Below are 19061 nucleotides of genomic sequence, written 5' to 3'. Positions count from 1 at the left end.
TATGGAAATCAGTACCATTATCGGAATTGTGATCGCAATCGTGATCTGTTGCATAGGGTTATTTATGATCCTGCGCAAGCCGAGTGATGCAGCACCGTCATTAGATGCTGAATTACATATAAATGAACAATGTAATCAACCCGTCATTCCTCGTCATGTTCGTAGTCTTTTACAGGCGCAAGCCGCACCATTGGCTTCTTCTGAGCGTGTAGAACCAAGTTTGAAAGACATTGAAGCGAGTGATGTGGCTCAATTGGATCAAACAGCTGTTCAACAAGCTACAAAGACGCCTGAAAATATTCAAGAAACTGTAGAAGTGGTAGATACAGTGCAATTGAATACTTCGGTAGACTTTGCAGAGAAAGAAAGTAAATCTCTGCTCGACTCCAGTAAAAACTCGGACTGCACTGAGACTGACCCACTAGAAAAAAATACAGAAACAGTCGAGAGTAAAGTTCAGTCGATTGATGGTGTAACAGACACTCAAAGTGCAGATCTTATTTCCAAAGATTCAATCGTAGAAACTACAATTGAAGACTCGAAAAAAGTTGAGCCAAGTTTTGTATTAAATCCGAATATTCAAACTGCTGAAATCAAAGAATTTGAAGAAGAAAGCAGCATCTTGGATGTGCATTTACATGAACAGCAACGTTTTGATGATGAAAGTGCTTTAGCAAATGCCGAATACATTATTAGTTTGAATATGTATCCGAACCCTCGAAAAGCACTTTCAGGTGATAAAGCTTTGAAAGTGTTAATGAAATATGGATTGCGCTTTGGCGAAATGAACTGTTTCCATCGTTATGAAACTCCTGATGCAGTCAGCCCATTGCTGTTTTCCGTACTCAGAATCACAGATCAGGGTCCTGCAGGTTTCGATTTAGAAACATTATCTGGTGAACAAGTTCAAGGTTTAGCATTCTTCTTAGCATTACCGCATCATAATGTTCAAAAAGGCTATGACAGTATGGTTAGTATTGCAGGGCTTATTGCACGTGAAACAGATGGTACCGTCTATGATGAAAATAATCTCGAATTTACACCGCAGTTAAAAGAACACTGGCGCCATAAAGCGATCGACTATAGATCAGGTCAAGCTGTTTAATCCCTAGGTGACTTACTGAATTTGTGTAAAGTCATTTATACTGTTTAGGTTGAAATTATTGGGCGGAATTTTCCGCCCTTTTATATGGTGAAAATATGGATCAGAACGCTGTCGTTGCGCAAATGCGCCAACTCATTCAATTACTGGCTCGGCATAACCATGCATATTATGTGATGGATCAGCCGACAATTGAAGACAGTGAATATGATCAATTGTTTCATCAACTAAAAAACTTAGAAGAACAATATCCTGATTTAGTACAGGCGGATACACCGACCAATAAAGTGGGTGATAAACCTTTATCTAAGTTTGAAAATATTACACATACTGTTCCAATGTTGTCTTTGGGTAATGTTTTTAATCAGAATGAACTTTTTGCTTTTGCACGCAGAATTGAAGAGCGTTTACCTAACCAGAAAATCCAATACGACGTCGAACTAAAATTTGATGGGCTTGCGATCTCGCTATGGTATGAACATGGTGTGTTGATTCGAGCGGTTACACGTGGGGATGGTGAAACAGGAGAAGTCATAACCCAAAATGTAAAAACAATTCGTAATTTGCCTAAAGTACTCATGATGTCTCAAGGTGTACCACCAGCGTTGTTAGAAGTTCGTGGCGAAGTACTAATGCCTAAAGCTGGATTTGTAAAGTTAAATGCTGAAAATGAGGCCAAAGGTGAGAAAACTTTTGCTAACCCAAGAAATGCAGCAGCAGGGAGTTTGCGTCAACTTGATCCGACCATAGCAGCATCACGACCACTTGCATTCTATGCTTATGGTATTGCGCAATGCATGCCACATCATGGTCTGAGCACGATGTCAGAGAGCTTAAATTGGCTTGAACAGTTGGGCTTTGCTGTTGGGGAAAAACATTTTGTTTGTGACAGTATTGAAGAGGTTCAAGCGGCTTATGAATCTGTAAATCAGGAGCGTCCAAACCTGTCAGTTGAAATTGACGGGATGGTGATCAAAGTCAATGATTTGAAGCAACAACAACAATTAGGCTTTTTAAGTCGTGAACCTCGATGGGCAACAGCATATAAGTTCCCTGCAGTGGCTGCGCTAACAACGGTTGAAAATATTGATTGGCAGGTAGGGCGTACAGGTACTTTAACGCCTGTAGCGCGATTAAATCCTGTATCGGTTGGCGGAGTCACAGTATCAAACGTGACTTTACATAATATTGGTGAAATACATCGCTTGGACGTGCGCGTTGGAGATACGGTGAGTGTCTATCGTAGCGGAGATGTTATTCCTAAAGTTGAAAAGGTTTGGCCAGAATTTCGACCTCTAGAAACCACTGAAATTCAATTGCCAGAACAATGTCCTGTATGTGCTTCTCCAGTTGTGATGCCTGAAGGCGAAGCTTTAGCACGATGTTCTGGTGGGCTTTATTGTGCGGCACAGCGTATAGAGGCGATCCGTCATTTTGTATCACGTAAAGCAATGGACATCGAAGGTTTGGGTGATCGTTGGGTTGAGTCTTTATTACATCTTGAACTCCTCAAAGATGTTGCAGGTATTTATCACTTACACGAGCATCGTGAAAAATTATTGACTATTGAAAAAATGGGTGAGAAATCTGTACAAAATCTCATCGACTCAATTGAAAGTAGTAAAAAAACAACATTAGCGGCATTTATTTACGCACTAGGCATTCGAGGAGTAGGCGAGACTACGGCTCGAATGTTAGCCAATACTTTCCAGACTTTAGATGCGCTGAAATCTGCTGATTTAGAAGCACTGAAGAAAACCCCTGATGTAGGTGATATTACTGCAGAATGGATATTAGACTTTTTCAAAGCTGAACATAATATTGAAGTATTAAATCGATTAATTGAGGCTGGAATTCATTGGGATGCACCGATAGCACCGACTCGACAACCTTTAAATGGTGAGAGCTGGGTGGTGACTGGTACTTTAAGCAGTATGGGGCGAGATGAAGCGACTCAACTCTTACAGGCATTAGGTGCACGTGTGAGTGGTAGTGTATCCAGTAAAACGAAATGCTTGGTTGCTGGTGAAAAGGCGGGTTCCAAACTTGAAAAAGCAGAAAAACTAGGTATTCCGGTGATGAATGAGGCTGAGTTTATTGCATTTATGATTCAGCATGGTCAGCTCACTGAACCTGAGTCTTAAGTGTATCTTGCACATAACGAAGGGCATCAATAGATGCCCTTTTTTCTCGAGTAATTAGATATTAACCACGTTTTTTGATAATGCCATCGTCAAGTAGCTGTTGAAAATGTTCTACGATACTTGTCTCAACGTCACGATATTGCATGCCTAATTCTTGCTTACTACGCTCAGCATTGAAGTAAATGGGGTAACCCACATTCAAGTCAACGAATTTTCGCGTATAGCCAAACAGAGGAGCGAGTAATTTGAATAAAAACTTGGGAGCAATCATTCGTGGGAAAGGATAGCGTCCACCATAATGTTGTCGTAATGTTTTACCCATTTCGAGTAGGGTCATCGTTTTAGCATTAATAATATATCGTCCATGTGCTTTAGGGTGAAGTGCTGCTTGGATATGCGCATGAGCGACATCTCGAACATCGACTAAACCATTCCACATTGGAGGAACACCAAATAATGTCATGCCATTTCCAAATTGTTGAATGACTTCAACACTTCCAGATTGTGTAGAAGGTGTGAGTGATGGTCCAACAACCAATGAGGGATTGATACACACTAAATTCCATCGAGATTGTGCCTTTTGCATATCCCATGCTTTGCGTTCTGCTGCGACTTTAGAGTAAAAATAAGGTTGGTGTTCGGCACTACTGGTGGTATTCCAATGGCTTTCTTCAAACTGGTTCTGCTCAGTTTTCAAAATATCCACTGCATCGCCATAAGTTGAAGCAATACTAGATGTGACAACGACACGTTTTACTGTATCTGTACGATTGACACTGTTCAGTACATTGGTCGTACCTTTTAGTGCAGGGTCAATCAAGTCTGTGATTGGATCTTTAAAGTTAGTCACTAAAAAAGGTGACGCCATATGGATCACAATTTCACAGTCTTTCATTGCTTCATCAAACGAACCTTCTTCTAAGAGATTTGCTTGAAATAACTTTAAAGCGCCTGAAGTTTGAGATGCGATTTGTTCTAAATGTTGAAAACTTGAACTTTTAGTTAAGTCTCGTACAGTGGCGTGAACTGTGTATCCTTGTTCTAATAATTGTTTAATTACCCAACCAGCAATATAGCCAGTTGCACCTGTCACCAAAATCGGGGCAGTAGTCGTCATCATTGTTATTGCCTGATGGTCAAATAGATTCATTCTAAAATTAAAAAAAGGATTTGTCCTTGATCATTTTCAACATCAACTCAAATGTAATGAGAGTCACTTCGATTGGTTACAAAATTAAATAGAGCTAAAATTTGTTTAAAACTGCTCTCGAATTTTTTTAACTGTATGCAAGGGGTTATTTTTTAAGTAAAAAATAAGTGATTCAAACTGAAAATGCGTATGTTTCTCATTTTAATTATATAAAAATCATAAACTTAGACATTATATTTTTTGCAAAATAAGCTCTGATTGTTCATAATGTTGCTATTAAAGAATGGAGTGATTGAAATGCGTGGCAATCCAGAAGTCGTAGATTACTTAAATATGTTGATCGGTGGTGAACTGGCTGCTCGTGATCAATATCTCATTCATTCACGTATGTATGAAGATTGGGGTCTCACTAAGATTTTTGAGCGTATCGATCACGAAATGCAAGAAGAAGCACAACATGCTGATGCTATTATTCGCCGTGTCTTATTCCTAGAAGGCACACCGAATATGAATCGTGATGATATTGAAGTAGGTGAAGACGTTGTTTCATGTTTAAAAGCAGATTTAAAGCTCGAGTACGAAGTGCGTGAAAAATTAGCGCAAGGTGTAAAGCTTTGTGAGGAAAAAGGCGATTACGTGACACGTGATATGTTGCGTCAGCAAATGTCGGATACTGAAGAAGATCATACCTATTGGTTGGAAAAACAGCTGCGCTTAATTGAGCTGATCGGGTTACAAAACTATATTCAGTCTCAAATGTAAGTTAAAACCCAGCAAGGCTGGGTTTTTTTATATCTCAATTTTGATTAAATTGACTCATTTTTAATAATTATCTAAAAATCAAAGTGAAATTGAATGATTTGCTCAATGAGTTATTGTGCTTAGCTTTATATACTGACCGAAAACGATCAGCTAAGGATTGGCAATCATGAGTAAAATCTTATTAATTACCGGTTGGGGACTTGGAACAAAACCACTTGAAAATTTAAAAACTACTTTGGATATGGCCGGATTTCAAATCGATCTGATTAATATCTTTAATGCACTCGATCCTGTTGAATTATCTAAACATGTTGAGTTAGCTAGAAAAGTCGATGTCATTATGGGGTGGTCTTTAGGCGGGCAATTAGCAACGTTGCTCACCCAAAAGGTTTTCGAGCTTTCAGGTCAGGCAAAAACGTTAATTACTTTAGCATCGAATCCTTGCTTCGTTGCCAATGAACGCTGGTGTACAGGTATGCCGGTTTCTACTTTTCAAAGTTTTAGAGAGTCTTTTGAAAATGATCCCATGACCACTTTAAAGCGATTTTGTTATCTGGTCTCACAGGGCAGCCAAACTGCTAAGCAAGATTGGCAATCTTTGCAAAATTCAATTACGAGTGAAGAGCTAGATTTAAAAAAGCAGGGCTTGGATTTACTATATCATCTTAATACTGTCGAGATATTGAAAAATTATGTCGGAAAACAATTACATGTATTTGCTGATGATGATGGATTAGTTAGTAACAAAGTTCTAGATAATATCCGAAAGATAGATGCAAAGTTTTTTAAATTCGAAATTATCCCAGGCTCTCACTGCTTTTCAATTTTTAGAGCTACACAACTAAGTGACAAAATCGTTCAATATCTAAGAAAGAATGAGAAATCCTGATGAATATTGTCTAATCAGGCAATTCATAACAAAAATAATTCGCGTTATGCTCTGGCTAGATTAATAAGGAAATTCTTCCAGGATGGTTGACGAATTCGATTTAGCACACTTATGGCACCCATATACTTCGATGTTAAACCCACTGCCGACATATAAAGTGAAAAAGGCTACAGGGGTGATGATTGAACTTGAAGATGGTCGTCAACTCATTGATGGTATGTCATCTTGGTGGTGTGCCATTCACGGGTATAACCATCCTCAACTTAATCAAGCTGTGTCGGATCAATTGCAGCATATGTCACACATTATGTTTGGTGGGCTTACTCATGATCCTGCGATTGAATTAGGGAAAACGTTATTAAAAATTACACCACCTCAATTAGATAAAATATTCTATGCGGACTCAGGTTCTGTCGCTGTTGAAGTCGCACTAAAGATGGCAGTTCAATATTGGACCGCACAAAATAAGAAAGATAAAACCAGTTTTATCACGACGCGTTCTGGTTACCATGGTGATACATGGAATGCAATGTCAGTATGTGATCCAGTTACTGGGATGCATCAGGTCTTTGGTTCTAGTTTACCTTCTCGTTATTTTGTTCCTGCACCGCAGACTCGATTTGATGAAGATTGGAATCCAGCAGATATTCTTGTATTGGCAGAAACTTTAAAAAACCATCATGCCACTATCGCTGCCATGATTATTGAGCCGATTGTGCAAGGTGCTGGAGGCATGCGTTTCTATCATCCTGAATATTTACGCGAAGCCAAGAGGCTATGCGATCAATATCAGGTGTTAATGATATTTGATGAAATTGCCACAGGGTTTGGACGGACAGGTAAATTATTTGCTTGGGAACACGCTCAAGTTGAACCAGACATCATGTGTATTGGTAAGGCGCTGACCGGTGGGTATATGACTTTATCTGCAACACTGACCACGCGACATGTCGCTGAAGTGATCAGCTCTGGTGAAGCTGGCGTATTTATGCATGGACCTACATTTATGGCGAATCCCTTGGCTTGTGCTGTCGCCTTAAAGAGTACTGAGCTTTTATTGTCACAAGATTGGCAGTCCAATATTCAAAGAATAGAGCAAATTCTAAAACATTATTTACATAGATTAGATGATCAAGCGCATATTCAAGACGTTCGTGTGCTCGGTGCTATCGGTGTTGTTGAGCTTAAACAAAATGTTGATATGAAAATGCTGCAACAGCGTTTCGTAGAACGAGGCGTGTGGATTCGTCCTTTTGGAAAATTAGTTTATGTCATGCCACCTTTTGTGATTTCAGATGTCGAACTTACTGAGTTACTAACGCAGTTGGTGAGTGTTGTGATGGAACTTGCAGAGGAAATGAGATGAATCTGTTGGACCACTACGCAGAGCAGTTAGACTCATTAAAACAAACTGGAAATTTTCGGCAGTTTAAATCCATCGTTCAGCATGGAAAATGGGTTGAGCTTCAGCAACAAAGAATGTTGAATCTATCGAGTAATGATTATTTAGGGATTGCGTCAGATCTACAAATAAGAGAAGCATTTTTTGATCACTGTTCAGCAGATTCAAAAAGAATGAGCTCTTCATCTTCAAGGTTACTCACAGGAAATTATCCTGAATATGAGCAATTTGAATATGACATGAGTCAATCATTCAATCAAAGGGCAGTTCTGTTATTCAACAGTGGCTATCACATGAATATTGGTATTCTGCCTGCGATTGCTGATAGTCAAACTTTAATTCTTTCGGATAAATTGATTCACGCCAGCATGATTGATGGGATTCGCTTAAGTAAAGCGAAGCTGATACGTTATCGACATAATGATCTGCTTCATTTAAAGCAATTGATCGAGCAATATCATGATGATCCCTTGTATCAAAGAATCATTGTGGTAACTGAATCAATTTTTAGTATGGATGGTGATGAAACTGATTTAACTGCGTTGGTGAGTCTGAAATATCAGTTCAGTAAAATCATGTTATACGTTGATGAAGCACATGCTATTGGTGTTCGGGGAGAGCAAGGGCTCGGTTGTGCTGAACAATATGCTGTCATAGATGATATCGATTTTTTAGTCGGAACATTCGGGAAAGCACTCGCATCTGTTGGTGGATACATTGTGTGTCATCCAATCTTAAAAGATTATTTAATCAACAAAATGCGCTCTTTGATTTTTAGTACCGCACAACCGCCCATCAACATGGCTTGGACGCATTTTATTTGGAATAAAATGAAAAAAATGCAGGAGCAACGTGCTCATTTAAGTGATTTGAGTCTGCAACTGCGTCAATATATTCTTGAGCAAGGTTATGAATGTCCTTCAAGCTCGCAGATTATTCCTTTAATTTTAGGTGATTCTCAGCGTGCACTTGAGCGTGCACAACAATTACAACAATCTGGTTTTTATATTTTGCCGGTTCGGCCACCAACGGTTCCACAAGGAAGTTCACGCCTGAGAATTTGTATGAATTCTCAGCTGAATCAAGATGAATTGGAGCGGTTGAAAGAACAATTATGAATGACTCTATGTTGAACAAATTTATTCAAAAAGAAATGATTGCTACTCGATTTGCAAAATCGCATTGGACTTATGCAGATCAGGCACGTATTCAACAAAATGTAGCGAAGCATTTAAGCGAGCTGATGCGTCTTTATGTTTCATCTTCTGAGCTTGCTAAAGTATTTGAAATTGGATGTGGAACTGGAAATCTAACTCAAGAGATGCTTCATCATTTTAAAATGGATCAAGTCATTTTGAATGATTTATATGCTGATGTTGAGCATACCATCAGTCATCATCAGCCTGTCGAGTGGCGTATTGGTGATGTCGAAAAAATTGAGTTACCTAAAGATCTTGATTTATGTGCCTCAAGCTCTGCATTACAGTGGATGTCTGAGTTTGAAAGATTGATACAGAAAATTCATTCGGCTTTAAAGCCCAATGGTTATTTTTGCTTTTCAACTTATGGGCCTCAGAACTTAAAAGAAATTAAATCCTTAACTGGACAAGGATTAAAATATTTTGATCAAAGCCAAATTAAAAGTTTATTAGAGCAGAACGGATTTGAAGTGATGCACTGTGAACAACAATTGGCTCAATTACACTTCGCGCACCCAAAATTGGTCCTAAAACATTTACAGGCCACAGGTGTGACGGCAACCTCACAGGGGTTTCGTTGGACGAAGGAAAGTTTGAATCAATTTTATCTGGCTTACCGACAATTTATTGCGACTGATGACCAAGAAAATCTTGTATATCCTTTAACGTATCACCCTATATTTTTTATCGCACGGAGTAAGTCATGAGTGCTCAAATCTACTTTGTGAGCGGTATTGATACTGGAATTGGAAAAACATACGTCACTGGTTATTTGGCAAAAATTTGGCGTGAACAAGGGCAGAATGTCATTACTCAGAAATTAATTCAAACGGGTAATGTGGATGTTTCTGAAGATATTGAAAAACATCGTGAAATTATGGGATGTGGTTGGTTAGAGGAAGATACTCAAAAACTCACTATGCCTGAAATTTTCAGTTATCCTGCATCGCCTCACTTAGCGACACGTATAGATGGGCGAAGTATTGATTTCGCTAAAATTGAACAAGCGACTCAACAGTTGTCCTCTTCATATGAAGTTGTTTTACTTGAAGGGGCGGGTGGCTTGATGGTCCCTCTAACAACACAATATTTAACCATTGATTATTTGGTGGATAAAAAATATCCCATAATTTTGGTGAGTTCGGGGCGTTTGGGAAGCATCAACCATACTTTGTTGAGCTTAGAGGCACTGAAGCATCGCGAGCTTGAGTTATATGCTCTAGCATATAGTTTGAATGCTGAATCTGACGATGAGCTTATTTCACGTGATACATCTGCCTACTTAAAAACGTATTTATTACAACATTTTCCATCTGCTAAATGGATTGATATTCCTTTTATTGAATAAATGAAAAAAAACCACTCTATTGAGCGGTTTTTTTAGGGATTTAAAAAATTAGAACTTCTTAAAGCTTTTGTTAATACCAAAAGGTTTGCGTTGACCAAATTTATTTTCATTACGTGGTTTGTAATCAACAGAATTGCCGTTTACTTCACCTTTGTTTTCAGGACGCTTATTGCGGAAATCCTGATTTTCAGTGCGAGGGGCACGATTGTTGAATCGATTCTCAAAGCCTTCTTGACGTGGCGCATGTGCATTGAAACGGTTTTCTGAGCCTTCTTGACGCGGTGCGCGATTGTTAAATCGATTATCGCTGCGGCTTTGATCAGCACCACCTTGACGTAAGTCACGGCGTGGTTCTTGATGCTCGCCTTCGTCACGGCGTTGTTGGCGTAAATAACCACCACGTCGTGCTGCAAGTGGTTTCTCTTGCATACGTTCATTGCGGCGTTTCGCCATACCGTAAAGACCAGTACCTTGACGTGGTTTGAGTTCAACAGACTTAGTTAAGTTATCAATGTCATTTTTATCAAGTTCAATCCAACGACCTGTACGTAATTCACGTGGCAGAATGACTGTACCATAACGTGTACGTAATAGACGGCTGACTTTTAGACCTTGTGATTCAAAGATGCGGCGTACTTCACGGTTACGTCCTTCTTTTACAACCACTTGATACCAACGGTTAATCCCTTCACCACCAATTTCAGAGAATGACTCAAATTTTGCTGGACCATCATCGAGCATGACACCATCTGTCATGTTCTTTTTCAGTTGAGGGGTCACTTCACCCATCACACGTACAGCATATTCGCGTTCAATTTCACTAGATGGATGCATTAAGCGGTTTGCAAGCTCGCCATCGTTTGTGAAAAGTAATAATCCTGTTGAGTTGATATCTAAACGACCAACCATGACCCAACGATCACCCGGAATTGATGGTAATTGATCAAATACAGTTGGGCGATTTTCAGGATCGTTACGTGAACAGATTTCACCTTCAGGTTTGTAGTAAATCAATACACGACGACGGATTTCATCTTCAATTTGGAACTGTACTTTACGACCATCGATACGAAGCTCATCGGTTGGTTCGATACGTTCACCTACTTGAGCAACTTGACCGTTGACACTAACACGACCGGCAGCAATGACTTCTTCCATATAGCGGCGAGAACCCAAACCTACACGTGCCAATACCTTTTGCAATTTTTCACTCATAACAGCATAACCTTAGAAATAATCATCAACAGTTCACCTATTTACGACTTGGGTGCGTGAGCATCCAATGCCATAAAAGCTTCCTTGGCATCCTGTAGGGGAGGCAGTTGATTTAAATCACTTAAACCAAAAGCATTTAAAAATTGTGGCGTTGTAACCAACAACGCGGGTCTTCCTGGAAGTTCCCGGAAACCGGACTCTTTAATCCAGTTCCAATCGAATAACGTTCTGAGTTGCTGACTGTTATTCGTGACTCCTCGAATTTGCTCAATATCGGCTCGGGTAACGGGCTGATGATAAGCAATCACTGCTAGAGTTTCTAACAATGATGGTGATAATTTAGTTGGACGTTCTGGCCAAGTTTGTGCAATCACTTGTCGATACTTAGCACGAACTTGAAAGCGAAAACCTTGAGCTGTTTCAGTCAGCTCAATTGAACGACCGTGTTGTAATACTGCAAGCTGTTGTAAATAGGCGTGCAGTTGTTGTTTGGAAAATTGGTTTTGAAATGCCTCTTTTAAGCGTGCAATAGAAACAGGCGCTTCACTGGCAAAAATAATAGCTTCGAGCTGCATGAGCACTTCGTGGTGTAACTCATCAACTTGAAAGGAGTTTGATTGATCAATGGTCATATCATCACCCCTTGAATTGCCAGCGGGGCTTCAATACCTGATGCAATAATTTGAACTTTTTGCTGACGTGTTAACTCTAATATTGCCATAAACGTCACCACTAACCCCATACGGCCTTGACTTGGTTTTAAAAGTTGATCAAATTTCAAAACCTCACCTGATTTTGTCATCTGTTCAATATAGGCAATACGTTCTTCAAGCAAAACAGGTTCTTGAGTAATCTGGTGTGTAACAGGCTCTGGGCGATTAAAAATACAAAACATTGCATCGCGCAGAAGAGAGGCTTCATAACCTTCATTTACTGTATTAATTTGTCCAAGACTAACGTTGGGTAGAAAAATATCACGGTCCAAAATTGGCATTTGACCGAGACGCTCAGCAGCTTGCTTGATCCTTAAATATGTCTCTAAGCGATCTATTAATTCTTGTTTTGGATCTTTTTCAATTTGGATTGAGTTAGGTTTAGGAAGCAGTAAGCGTGATTTTAAATCTGCTAATAATGCCGCCATCACCATATAATCTGCGGTTAACTCAATATTGAGTGACTTCATACTGTCAATATATGACAAATATTGCGTTGCAATCGGAGCTATATCGAGCTGAAGTAGATCGAAACCGTTTTTTTGGATGAGGTAAATTAAAAAGTCGAGTGGTCCTTCGAAATGTTCTAATAGAATTTCGAATGCTGCAGGCGGTATATATAAATCTTCAGGAATCGTATCTTGCCACTCATCTAAAACACGGATGTGTGGAAGTGCGTCCATGGGATTATGGATAGCTTGAGTCATTACAATTATTAGCCACGCGAATTTTCAAAAGCATGTTGGGCGATTCAGGAGATCACATATCGAAATCAGTAAAAGGACAGTGATTCGAATAGCATAAAAACAATATGGGTATTCTAAATTAAATCGAGTGCTGAATATATCTTTATCCGCAGTTTTACGATAAAAAAATTGAAATAAATAGGTGGTATTTTTTAAGGTTATATAGATTTATTTAGTGTTTTAATTGATAAATGTAAACTAGTATTCATTGTTAGCGTGTGTTCGACGAGAAGTAAAAGAGTATGAATAATTTTCAAAAAGTAGAACAAAATGTATATAAACAAAGTGTAGGTATAAAAGTTCACTCAAATACTCACCCTATAAACTCATTCAAAGCGTTGAGTGGAACGTATGTAAATTTATCTCCTTTAAATTTAATTAAAAATATTGAAGAGCTTGCGAGAAATTTATTCCCAATTAAGATTACAGACGAGTTTATTTCAAGCTTTACCTATTTGCCTTACGAAGCGCCAACTTCGATTGAAGACTTGTCATATAAACTCTCATCGCAATATGGTACACAAGGGAATATTTATTATGTTATTCGCATAGCGAACAAACCAGTGGGGTGGATCGCATTGATGAATATCGGGTTGGATGATGGAGTGGTTGAAATTGGGAATGTATACTTCTCAGCAGATTTAAAACGGTCTAGAGCTGCTACAGAAGTATTATTTTTACTGTTGAATGAGTGTTTTACTTTAGGATTTAGGCGTATAGAGTGGAAGTGTCATGAGTTGAACTTAGCTTCCAAAAAAGCCGCGCTACGATTCGGTTTTCAATATGAAGGGATGTTTAGACAACATAAAGTGGTCAAGGGAAGAAACCGAAACACGCTTTGGTTTTCAATGTTGGATGAAGAGTGGCTGACTTTAAAAGAAAGTTATTTAGCTTGGCTTGAACCAAGCAACTTTACGCAAGAGGGTCAACAAATAAAGACCCTCCAAGCATTTTATAACGAAAAATCAGCGTAAATTAATAAAGCGAGATGAATGGTGAGGCATTTTACTCAAAAGCACTCACATCACCCACGCCACGGCGGATAATTTCAGGTTGACTTCCTGAGAGATCAACAATACTTGTCGTAGTTAATGTACCAAGTCCACTATCAATAAAAACATCAATTCTTTTACTTAATTGTTGTTCTATTTCATATGGATCATCCAAAGGCTCAGTTTGACCTGGAAGAATCAGGGTGCTGGTGAGTAAAGGTTCCCCCAGCTCTTTAAGAAGCATTTGACAGACTGGGTTGCTCGGTACACGTAAACCAATGGTTTTCTTTTTGGGGTGCATCAAGCGACGAGGGACTTCACTTGTCGCTTGCAAAATAAAGGTGGTAATCGCAGGTGTATTATTTTTAAGCAGACGATAAGTTGCATTATCCACTTTTGCATACGTTGCAATATCTGAGAGATCCGCACATAAGATCGCATATTGATGCTTAGCACCAAGATCACGGATTTGAGCAATTCGTTCCATTGCTTGCTTATTACCAATTTGGCATCCGATGGCATAGGCCGCATCTGTTGGATAAACCACGACATCGCCTGCACGTATTCTTTCTACTGCTTGAGTAATAAGTCGAGATTGTGGATTGTCAGGATGTACTCTTAAATGAAGCATTTTATTTTCTCCTGATTATTTTTTCGTATTATTGCGTGCATGGACATTCACTTCAATGTCATGAATATATATTTACTAGACTTAATCTAGCGATGCACGAGAAAATTCATCCAAATGTAATGTTTTGCCACTTCTGAGACACTTACAGATGCACTGAATAAAGTGTTGAGCATCTCGAGGAAGCTGAGCTTCACCTGAAAAATAACGTTGTACTTGAGCATAAACATTGTCTTTAAAAGACTGTCCATCACCACCTTCACCCGTTAAATTGTCCAGAGAAACGCGGAATTTTCGACCAAAGGCTGTGGCAAACATCCATTCAATTGCTTGAGGTTTAATTTCGACTTGTTCAAATAGGGCTTGTTGTTCAGCGGTTCGACCATCTGGTGCATACCAGTAGCCAAGATCAGGAAGAGTGCGACGATGATTTCCTGCGATTGTCCAATGACTTATTTCATGTAAAGCACTATTGAAAAATCCATGTGCGAATTGGATGCGAGCGGGTTGTTGGTCTGAGGCAGGGAAGTATTCAGGTTCAAAGTCGCCTTTGACTAATGTGACATTTAAGTGGGAAAACCAATGATTAAAGTGTAAGATAAGCCAGTCTACCTGTTGAGCTTCTGTTTGCAGATTTACCCAAGGTGCGAGTTGCACGCGGTCTAAGTGATCGGTCAAATTTGAGGTCGAAGGATAGTGTAACTGTAATGAAGTTGTGACTTCAGGTTGCGGCTGCAACTGATGCATGACTTGATTAACCCAAATGATCTGTCTGAATAAGTGCAAAATTGTATCTTAATCTTTGACAGAGTACTTATGAATTTGTAGAATTGCCGCCTTAATTATGTCAGCAAATACCTTTCCGGCACAGATTGAGCCGTTTAAATGGGCTGAACAGGGCTTCACATGGTCAGGTACACTGCCATTGTCGCGCTTTGTTCGTATATCCCGTGAAGCTGTTGGGTCAATTGATAATCAATTGATCAATATAGACTGTAAGCTATCAATGGATGCGTATCATCGTATCGTTTGGCTTGATGGTAGTGTTGAAACGAAGGTTCCAATGGAATGCCAACGTTGTTTGGATACTGTTGAATTACCTCTCGAATTGGACTTTCATCTGGCTTTAGTCGATGATGAGTCACTGATAGAGCGCTTGGATGAGGATGCTGATTTCATCGTCTTAGGTGAGAGTGAAGCAACGACAAAAGGTTCATTTGATGCACCTGCAACCGCTGATTTACTTTCTCTCATAGAAGATGAATTGTTATTGTTGATTCCTTTGTCACCAAGACATGAGTCTTGTGAGCATAAGCATCAACCTGCCCAAGAAGAAGTTGTTGAAGAAAAACGAGATAATCCGTTTGGTGTTTTGGCAGCTTTGAAGGGTAAACTTAACTAATTTTTGTGTTATACTCTTAGGTATAAGACAATCGAATTTGTTCTGATCCATTTTTTCGATCTTTGTAAGGAGCCATCATGGCCGTTCAGCAAAACCGTAAAAGTCGCTCTCGCCGTGACATGCGCCGTTCACATGACGCTTTAACCGAGAATGCATTAACAGTAGACCAAACGACTGGTGAAACTCACCGTCGTCACCACGTAACTAAAGATGGTGTCTACCGTGGTCGTCAATTATTCGCTAAAGCAGCTGATGCTGAATAATTGGTGATGTATTAAGCGTCAAGCTTAGTAGAAAAAATGGGAGCGTAAGCTCCCTTTTTTTATTTCTATTTTTTGTTGTATTTGGCAATTACCAAAGCTTTTTTTTAATGATAAATTTCGCTCCATCAAATCAGTTAAGACTTGAGTTTGATGTTCAAGATGATCGAAATGAATCAAAATTGAATACTCAAAGCTCTGAATAAAGGATTTTTATATGTCTGCTAAACGCCTCGAGCAAGCCGTTCTTGCGACCAAAACTGCATTTGTTTTTCCTGGACAGGGTTCTCAAAAAGCAGGAATGTTAGCGGAGCTTGCAGAACAGTTTAGTAGTGTGCAAGAAACGTTTGCTGAAGCTTCTGAAGCACTCGGCTTTGATTTATGGCACATTGCGCAAAGTGGTGAAGGGTTAAACCAAACTGAATTTACACAACCAGTACTGCTCACAGCAAGTATTGCTTTATGGCGTGTATGGCTAGAGCTTGGTGGTGTCGTTCCTAAATATTTAGCGGGACATTCACTAGGTGAATACAGTGCGTTGGTTGCTGCAGAATCTTTAAGCTTAAAAGATGCAGTTAAAGTGGTGAACTTACGCGGTAAGTTGATGCAAGATGCTGTTCCACAGGGCCAAGGTGCTATGGCTGCGATTCTTGGTCTTGATGATGCTAAGGTTGTAGAACTGTGTGCTCAAGTCACCGCTCAAGGTGATGGTTCGGTGGAAGCTGCAAACTATAATGCACAGGGTCAAGTTGTGGTGGCAGGTGATACTGCACGAGTTGAAGCGTTAATGGCTTTGGTAAAAGAGCAAGGTGCAAAAGCAATTGCGTTACCAGTATCAGTACCATCACATTGTTCATTAATGAAGCCAGCGGCAGCAGAGTTTGCCAAAGCTTTAGCAGATGTTGATATTCAATTACCTCGCATTCCAGTGATTCAAAATGTCAATGCACAAGTGGCTGACAGTGTTGATGAATTGCGTACAGCGTTGACATCACAACTTTATGAATCTGTCCAATGGACTAAAACACTTCAAGTATTGGCTGATCAAGATGTGAGCTATGTTGTTGAATGTGGTCCTGGGAATGTATTAACAAATTTAGCAAAACGTCTAGCACATGTTGAAAAAGCATTGCCTTTAGATACTAAATCTCGTTTAGAAGATGCTTTAAATACTGTATTAGTTGCAGAAGGGAAAATTGCATGACGCAGGAACGTAAAGTCGCGTTAGTGACAGGTGCAAGCCGTGGTATTGGTGCTGCGATTGCACAACAGTTGATCGAAGATGGTTTTTTTGTCGTAGGTACGGCTACATCTGAGTCTGGTGCTGAAAAATTATCTACACAATTTGCTGAACGTGGTGCAGGAAAAGTACTCGATGTTCGTGATGGAGCTGCAATTGATGCACTCATTACAGATATTGAACAAAGCTTTGGCCCTGTACTTGTTCTTGTGAATAATGCAGGTATCACTAAAGATAATCTACTGCTTCGTATGTCTGAAGATGATTGGGATGATATCCAAAATATTCACCTTAAAGCAGTGTTCCGTCTATCTAAACGTGTATTAAAAGGTATGACGAAAGCGAGATTTGGAAGAATTATCAATATCAGTTCTGTCGTTGCGCATTTTGCAAATCCAGGTCAAGCAAATTATTCCGCTGCAAAGGCTGGGATTGAAGCTTTTAGCCGCAGTTTGGCTAAAGAAATGGGCAGTCGTCAAATTACTGTCAATAGTATCGCGCCTGGATTTATTGCAACTGAGATGACTGAACAGTTAAGTGATGAAATTCAGAAAAAAATGAGTGATCAAGTGGCATTGAACCGTTTTGGTCAGCCTCAAGATATCGCAAATGCAGTAAGTTTCCTTGCTTCTGATAAAGCAAGTTACATTACTGGTACGGTATTACACGTGAATGGCGGTTTATACATGGCGTAATGCGATGTATAAACTTTCAAATATATCAAGATTCAATTAAACTATAGGCATTATACGCCGCCACAAGCAATGAGGAGAATTCCTGTGAGCGATATCGAACAACGTATCAAACAAGCAGTAGCTGAACAACTTGGCTTAAAAGCTGAAGAGATTAAAAACGAAGCATCTTTCATGGATGACTTAGGTGCTGACTCTCTAGATCTAGTTGAGCTTGTAATGTCTTTCGAAAATGATTTCGACATTACTATTCCTGATGAAGACTCTAACGAAATTACAACTGTTCAATCTGCTATCGATTATGTAACTAAGAAATTAGCTTAATCATCAGATTCAGTTCTTTTCGAACTTAAAAGCTACCTTTATGGTGGCTTTTTTTATTAAGGATTAAATTGCAATATTACATTAAGTTACCTTAAGTTTAAGAAAGATAACGGCGTTAGGTATAGTTCTTCTGTATAAAAATTAAGGGATCTAAATTATTTGATCACCAAACTGAAATAACAATAGGAGAATAACAATGGGTCTTTTTGATTTTGTGAAAGGTATTGGGAAAAAGAATACCGCACCAGCCGAGCAACAAGCTACACCAGCAACGCCTGCAGAACCATCTGCTCAAGAAATTGCGAATAAATTATTGGGGCATATTAAATCACTCGGCTTACCAGTAACAGGACTGTCTGTGAGTTATAATGGAAGCAGTGATTTAGCGACTGTAAAAGGACAAGTACAAACTCAAGCAGATCGTGAAAAGATCATCTTGGCTGTGGGTAATATTGATCATGTTGCTCAAGTCGATGATCAACTTACTGTTTCATCACCAGAGCCTGAAAGTAAATTCTATACAGTAAAATCAGGGGATAATCTTTCAAAAATTTCTAAAGAGTTTTATGGTGATGCAAATCAGTACAACAAAATTTTTGAAGCAAACCGACCATTACTTAAAAATGCTGATGATATTTTCCCGGGACAGGTTCTGAGAATTCCAAACTAAAATATCAGTGAATCTAAAAGACCGAGATTTAAATCTCGGTTTTTTTGATCCAAAATTTATTACTAAGTTTAATTTAATTATTAAAAATGAAGCGGCTTTGTTGCACAAACCTAGCATCAAAAGCTTATTCAGCAATATAATTTCAAAATGAATAAGCCTGCCTCTAAAATCTACCGTACAACC

Annotated in this window: 20 protein-coding genes and 1 pseudogene; 15 read left to right on the top strand and 6 right to left on the bottom strand. The window is 39.2% G+C overall.

The window, feature by feature from the left end:
• The first annotated feature begins 1 nt into the window (after position 1).
• Positions 2-1105 carry a cell division protein ZipA C-terminal FtsZ-binding domain-containing protein gene (locus tag AC1M9D_RS11165; protein WP_481589214.1) on the top strand — a complete coding sequence of 368 codons (1104 nt, stop codon included), beginning with the start codon at positions 2-4 and terminating at the stop codon, positions 1103-1105.
• A 95-nt stretch (positions 1106-1200) separates the two neighbouring features.
• Positions 1201-3246 carry an NAD-dependent DNA ligase LigA gene (ligA, locus tag AC1M9D_RS11160; RefSeq protein WP_481612191.1) on the top strand — a complete coding sequence of 682 codons (2046 nt, stop codon included), beginning with the start codon at positions 1201-1203 and terminating at the stop codon, positions 3244-3246.
• 61 nt (positions 3247-3307) lie between these two features.
• Here the strand turns inward: ligA and AC1M9D_RS11155 are convergent, their stop codons facing one another.
• A complete protein-coding gene (locus AC1M9D_RS11155; RefSeq protein ID WP_481587240.1) occupies positions 3308-4372 on the bottom strand; it encodes an SDR family oxidoreductase in 1065 nt (354 codons plus the stop codon).
• A gap of 321 nt (positions 4373-4693) precedes the next feature.
• Here AC1M9D_RS11155 and ftn point away from each other — a divergent pair, with 321 nt between their 5' ends.
• The 6 genes from ftn (at position 4694) to bioD (ending at position 9996) form a co-directional block, all read left to right on the top strand.
• Positions 4694-5158, top strand: coding sequence for a heteropolymeric bacterioferritin subunit Ftn (gene ftn / locus AC1M9D_RS11150; protein WP_481587223.1), 465 nt, complete (start codon positions 4694-4696; stop codon positions 5156-5158).
• 166 nt (positions 5159-5324) lie between these two features.
• On the top strand, positions 5325-6047 hold the full coding sequence (locus AC1M9D_RS11145) for an alpha/beta hydrolase family protein (RefSeq protein ID WP_481612190.1): 723 nt from the start codon (positions 5325-5327) through the stop codon (positions 6045-6047).
• 82 nt (positions 6048-6129) lie between these two features.
• Positions 6130-7413: an adenosylmethionine--8-amino-7-oxononanoate transaminase gene (bioA, locus tag AC1M9D_RS11140; RefSeq protein WP_481612189.1), complete on the top strand. Its 1284-nt coding sequence runs from the start codon at positions 6130-6132 to the stop codon at positions 7411-7413.
• The gene (locus AC1M9D_RS11135) at positions 7410-8567 is read left to right on the top strand and encodes an 8-amino-7-oxononanoate synthase (protein ID WP_481612188.1); all 1158 of its coding nucleotides are present in this window, start codon (positions 7410-7412) and stop codon (positions 8565-8567) included. Before bioA ends, AC1M9D_RS11135 begins: the two co-directional genes overlap by 4 nt.
• 8 nt (positions 8568-8575) lie before the next feature.
• Entirely contained in the window at positions 8576-9355 is a 780-nt protein-coding gene (bioC, locus tag AC1M9D_RS11130) for a malonyl-ACP O-methyltransferase BioC (protein ID WP_481612187.1), read from the top strand.
• Positions 9352-9996: a dethiobiotin synthase gene (gene bioD, locus AC1M9D_RS11125; protein WP_481612186.1), complete on the top strand. Its 645-nt coding sequence runs from the start codon at positions 9352-9354 to the stop codon at positions 9994-9996. The genes bioC and bioD overlap by 4 nt, the downstream gene beginning before the upstream one ends.
• Before the next feature lie 366 nt (positions 9997-10362).
• Here bioD and rluB read toward each other — a convergent pair.
• The 3 genes and pseudogenes from rluB to AC1M9D_RS11110 form a co-directional block, all read right to left on the bottom strand.
• Positions 10363-11211, bottom strand: a pseudogene (rluB, locus tag AC1M9D_RS11120) (23S rRNA pseudouridine(2605) synthase RluB); the annotation flags it as partial.
• 41 nt (positions 11212-11252) lie between these two features.
• The gene (scpB, locus tag AC1M9D_RS11115) at positions 11253-11843 is read right to left on the bottom strand and encodes an SMC-Scp complex subunit ScpB (protein ID WP_481612185.1); all 591 of its coding nucleotides are present in this window, start codon (positions 11841-11843) and stop codon (positions 11253-11255) included.
• A complete protein-coding gene (locus AC1M9D_RS11110) occupies positions 11840-12631 on the bottom strand; it encodes a segregation and condensation protein A (protein ID WP_481612184.1) in 792 nt (263 codons plus the stop codon). The genes scpB and AC1M9D_RS11110 overlap by 4 nt, the downstream gene beginning before the upstream one ends.
• 281 nt (positions 12632-12912) lie before the next feature.
• Here AC1M9D_RS11110 and AC1M9D_RS11105 point away from each other — a divergent pair, with 281 nt between their 5' ends.
• Complete coding sequence (locus AC1M9D_RS11105) at positions 12913-13644, top strand: GNAT family N-acetyltransferase (protein WP_481612183.1); 732 nt, start codon at positions 12913-12915, stop codon at positions 13642-13644.
• Positions 13645-13675: 31 nt separating this feature from the next.
• Here the strand turns inward: AC1M9D_RS11105 and AC1M9D_RS11100 are convergent, their stop codons facing one another.
• Together AC1M9D_RS11100 and AC1M9D_RS11095 are read right to left on the bottom strand one after the other, a co-directional pair.
• Positions 13676-14293 carry an L-threonylcarbamoyladenylate synthase gene (locus AC1M9D_RS11100; protein ID WP_035269212.1) on the bottom strand — a complete coding sequence of 206 codons (618 nt, stop codon included), beginning with the start codon at positions 14291-14293 and terminating at the stop codon, positions 13676-13678.
• Between the two features lie 81 nt (positions 14294-14374).
• A complete protein-coding gene (locus tag AC1M9D_RS11095; protein ID WP_481612182.1) occupies positions 14375-15037 on the bottom strand; it encodes an elongation factor P hydroxylase in 663 nt (220 codons plus the stop codon).
• Between the two features lie 97 nt (positions 15038-15134).
• Between AC1M9D_RS11095 and AC1M9D_RS11090 the strand changes: the two genes are divergently transcribed.
• From AC1M9D_RS11090 to lysM, 6 genes are all read left to right on the top strand, one after another.
• Positions 15135-15692 carry a YceD family protein gene (locus AC1M9D_RS11090; protein ID WP_179999015.1) on the top strand — a complete coding sequence of 186 codons (558 nt, stop codon included), beginning with the start codon at positions 15135-15137 and terminating at the stop codon, positions 15690-15692.
• A gap of 77 nt (positions 15693-15769) precedes the next feature.
• On the top strand, positions 15770-15955 hold the full coding sequence (gene rpmF / locus AC1M9D_RS11085) for a 50S ribosomal protein L32 (protein WP_035269206.1): 186 nt from the start codon (positions 15770-15772) through the stop codon (positions 15953-15955).
• Between the two features lie 214 nt (positions 15956-16169).
• Positions 16170-17156, top strand: a complete 987-nt coding sequence (gene fabD / locus AC1M9D_RS11080; RefSeq protein WP_481612181.1) for an ACP S-malonyltransferase — start codon at positions 16170-16172, stop codon at positions 17154-17156.
• Entirely contained in the window at positions 17153-17887 is a 735-nt protein-coding gene (gene fabG / locus AC1M9D_RS11075; RefSeq protein WP_179999017.1) for a 3-oxoacyl-ACP reductase FabG, read from the top strand. The genes fabD and fabG overlap by 4 nt, the downstream gene beginning before the upstream one ends.
• 84 nt (positions 17888-17971) lie before the next feature.
• On the top strand, positions 17972-18208 hold the full coding sequence (gene acpP, locus AC1M9D_RS11070; protein ID WP_035269198.1) for an acyl carrier protein: 237 nt from the start codon (positions 17972-17974) through the stop codon (positions 18206-18208).
• A gap of 196 nt (positions 18209-18404) precedes the next feature.
• A complete protein-coding gene (gene lysM, locus AC1M9D_RS11065) occupies positions 18405-18878 on the top strand; it encodes a peptidoglycan-binding protein LysM (RefSeq protein ID WP_481612180.1) in 474 nt (157 codons plus the stop codon).
• Positions 18879-19061 lie beyond the last annotated feature (183 nt).

This window comes from Acinetobacter sp. ANC_7682 (genome assembly GCF_056779795.1).
This window is presented reverse-complemented; position numbering and strand designations above follow the sequence as displayed.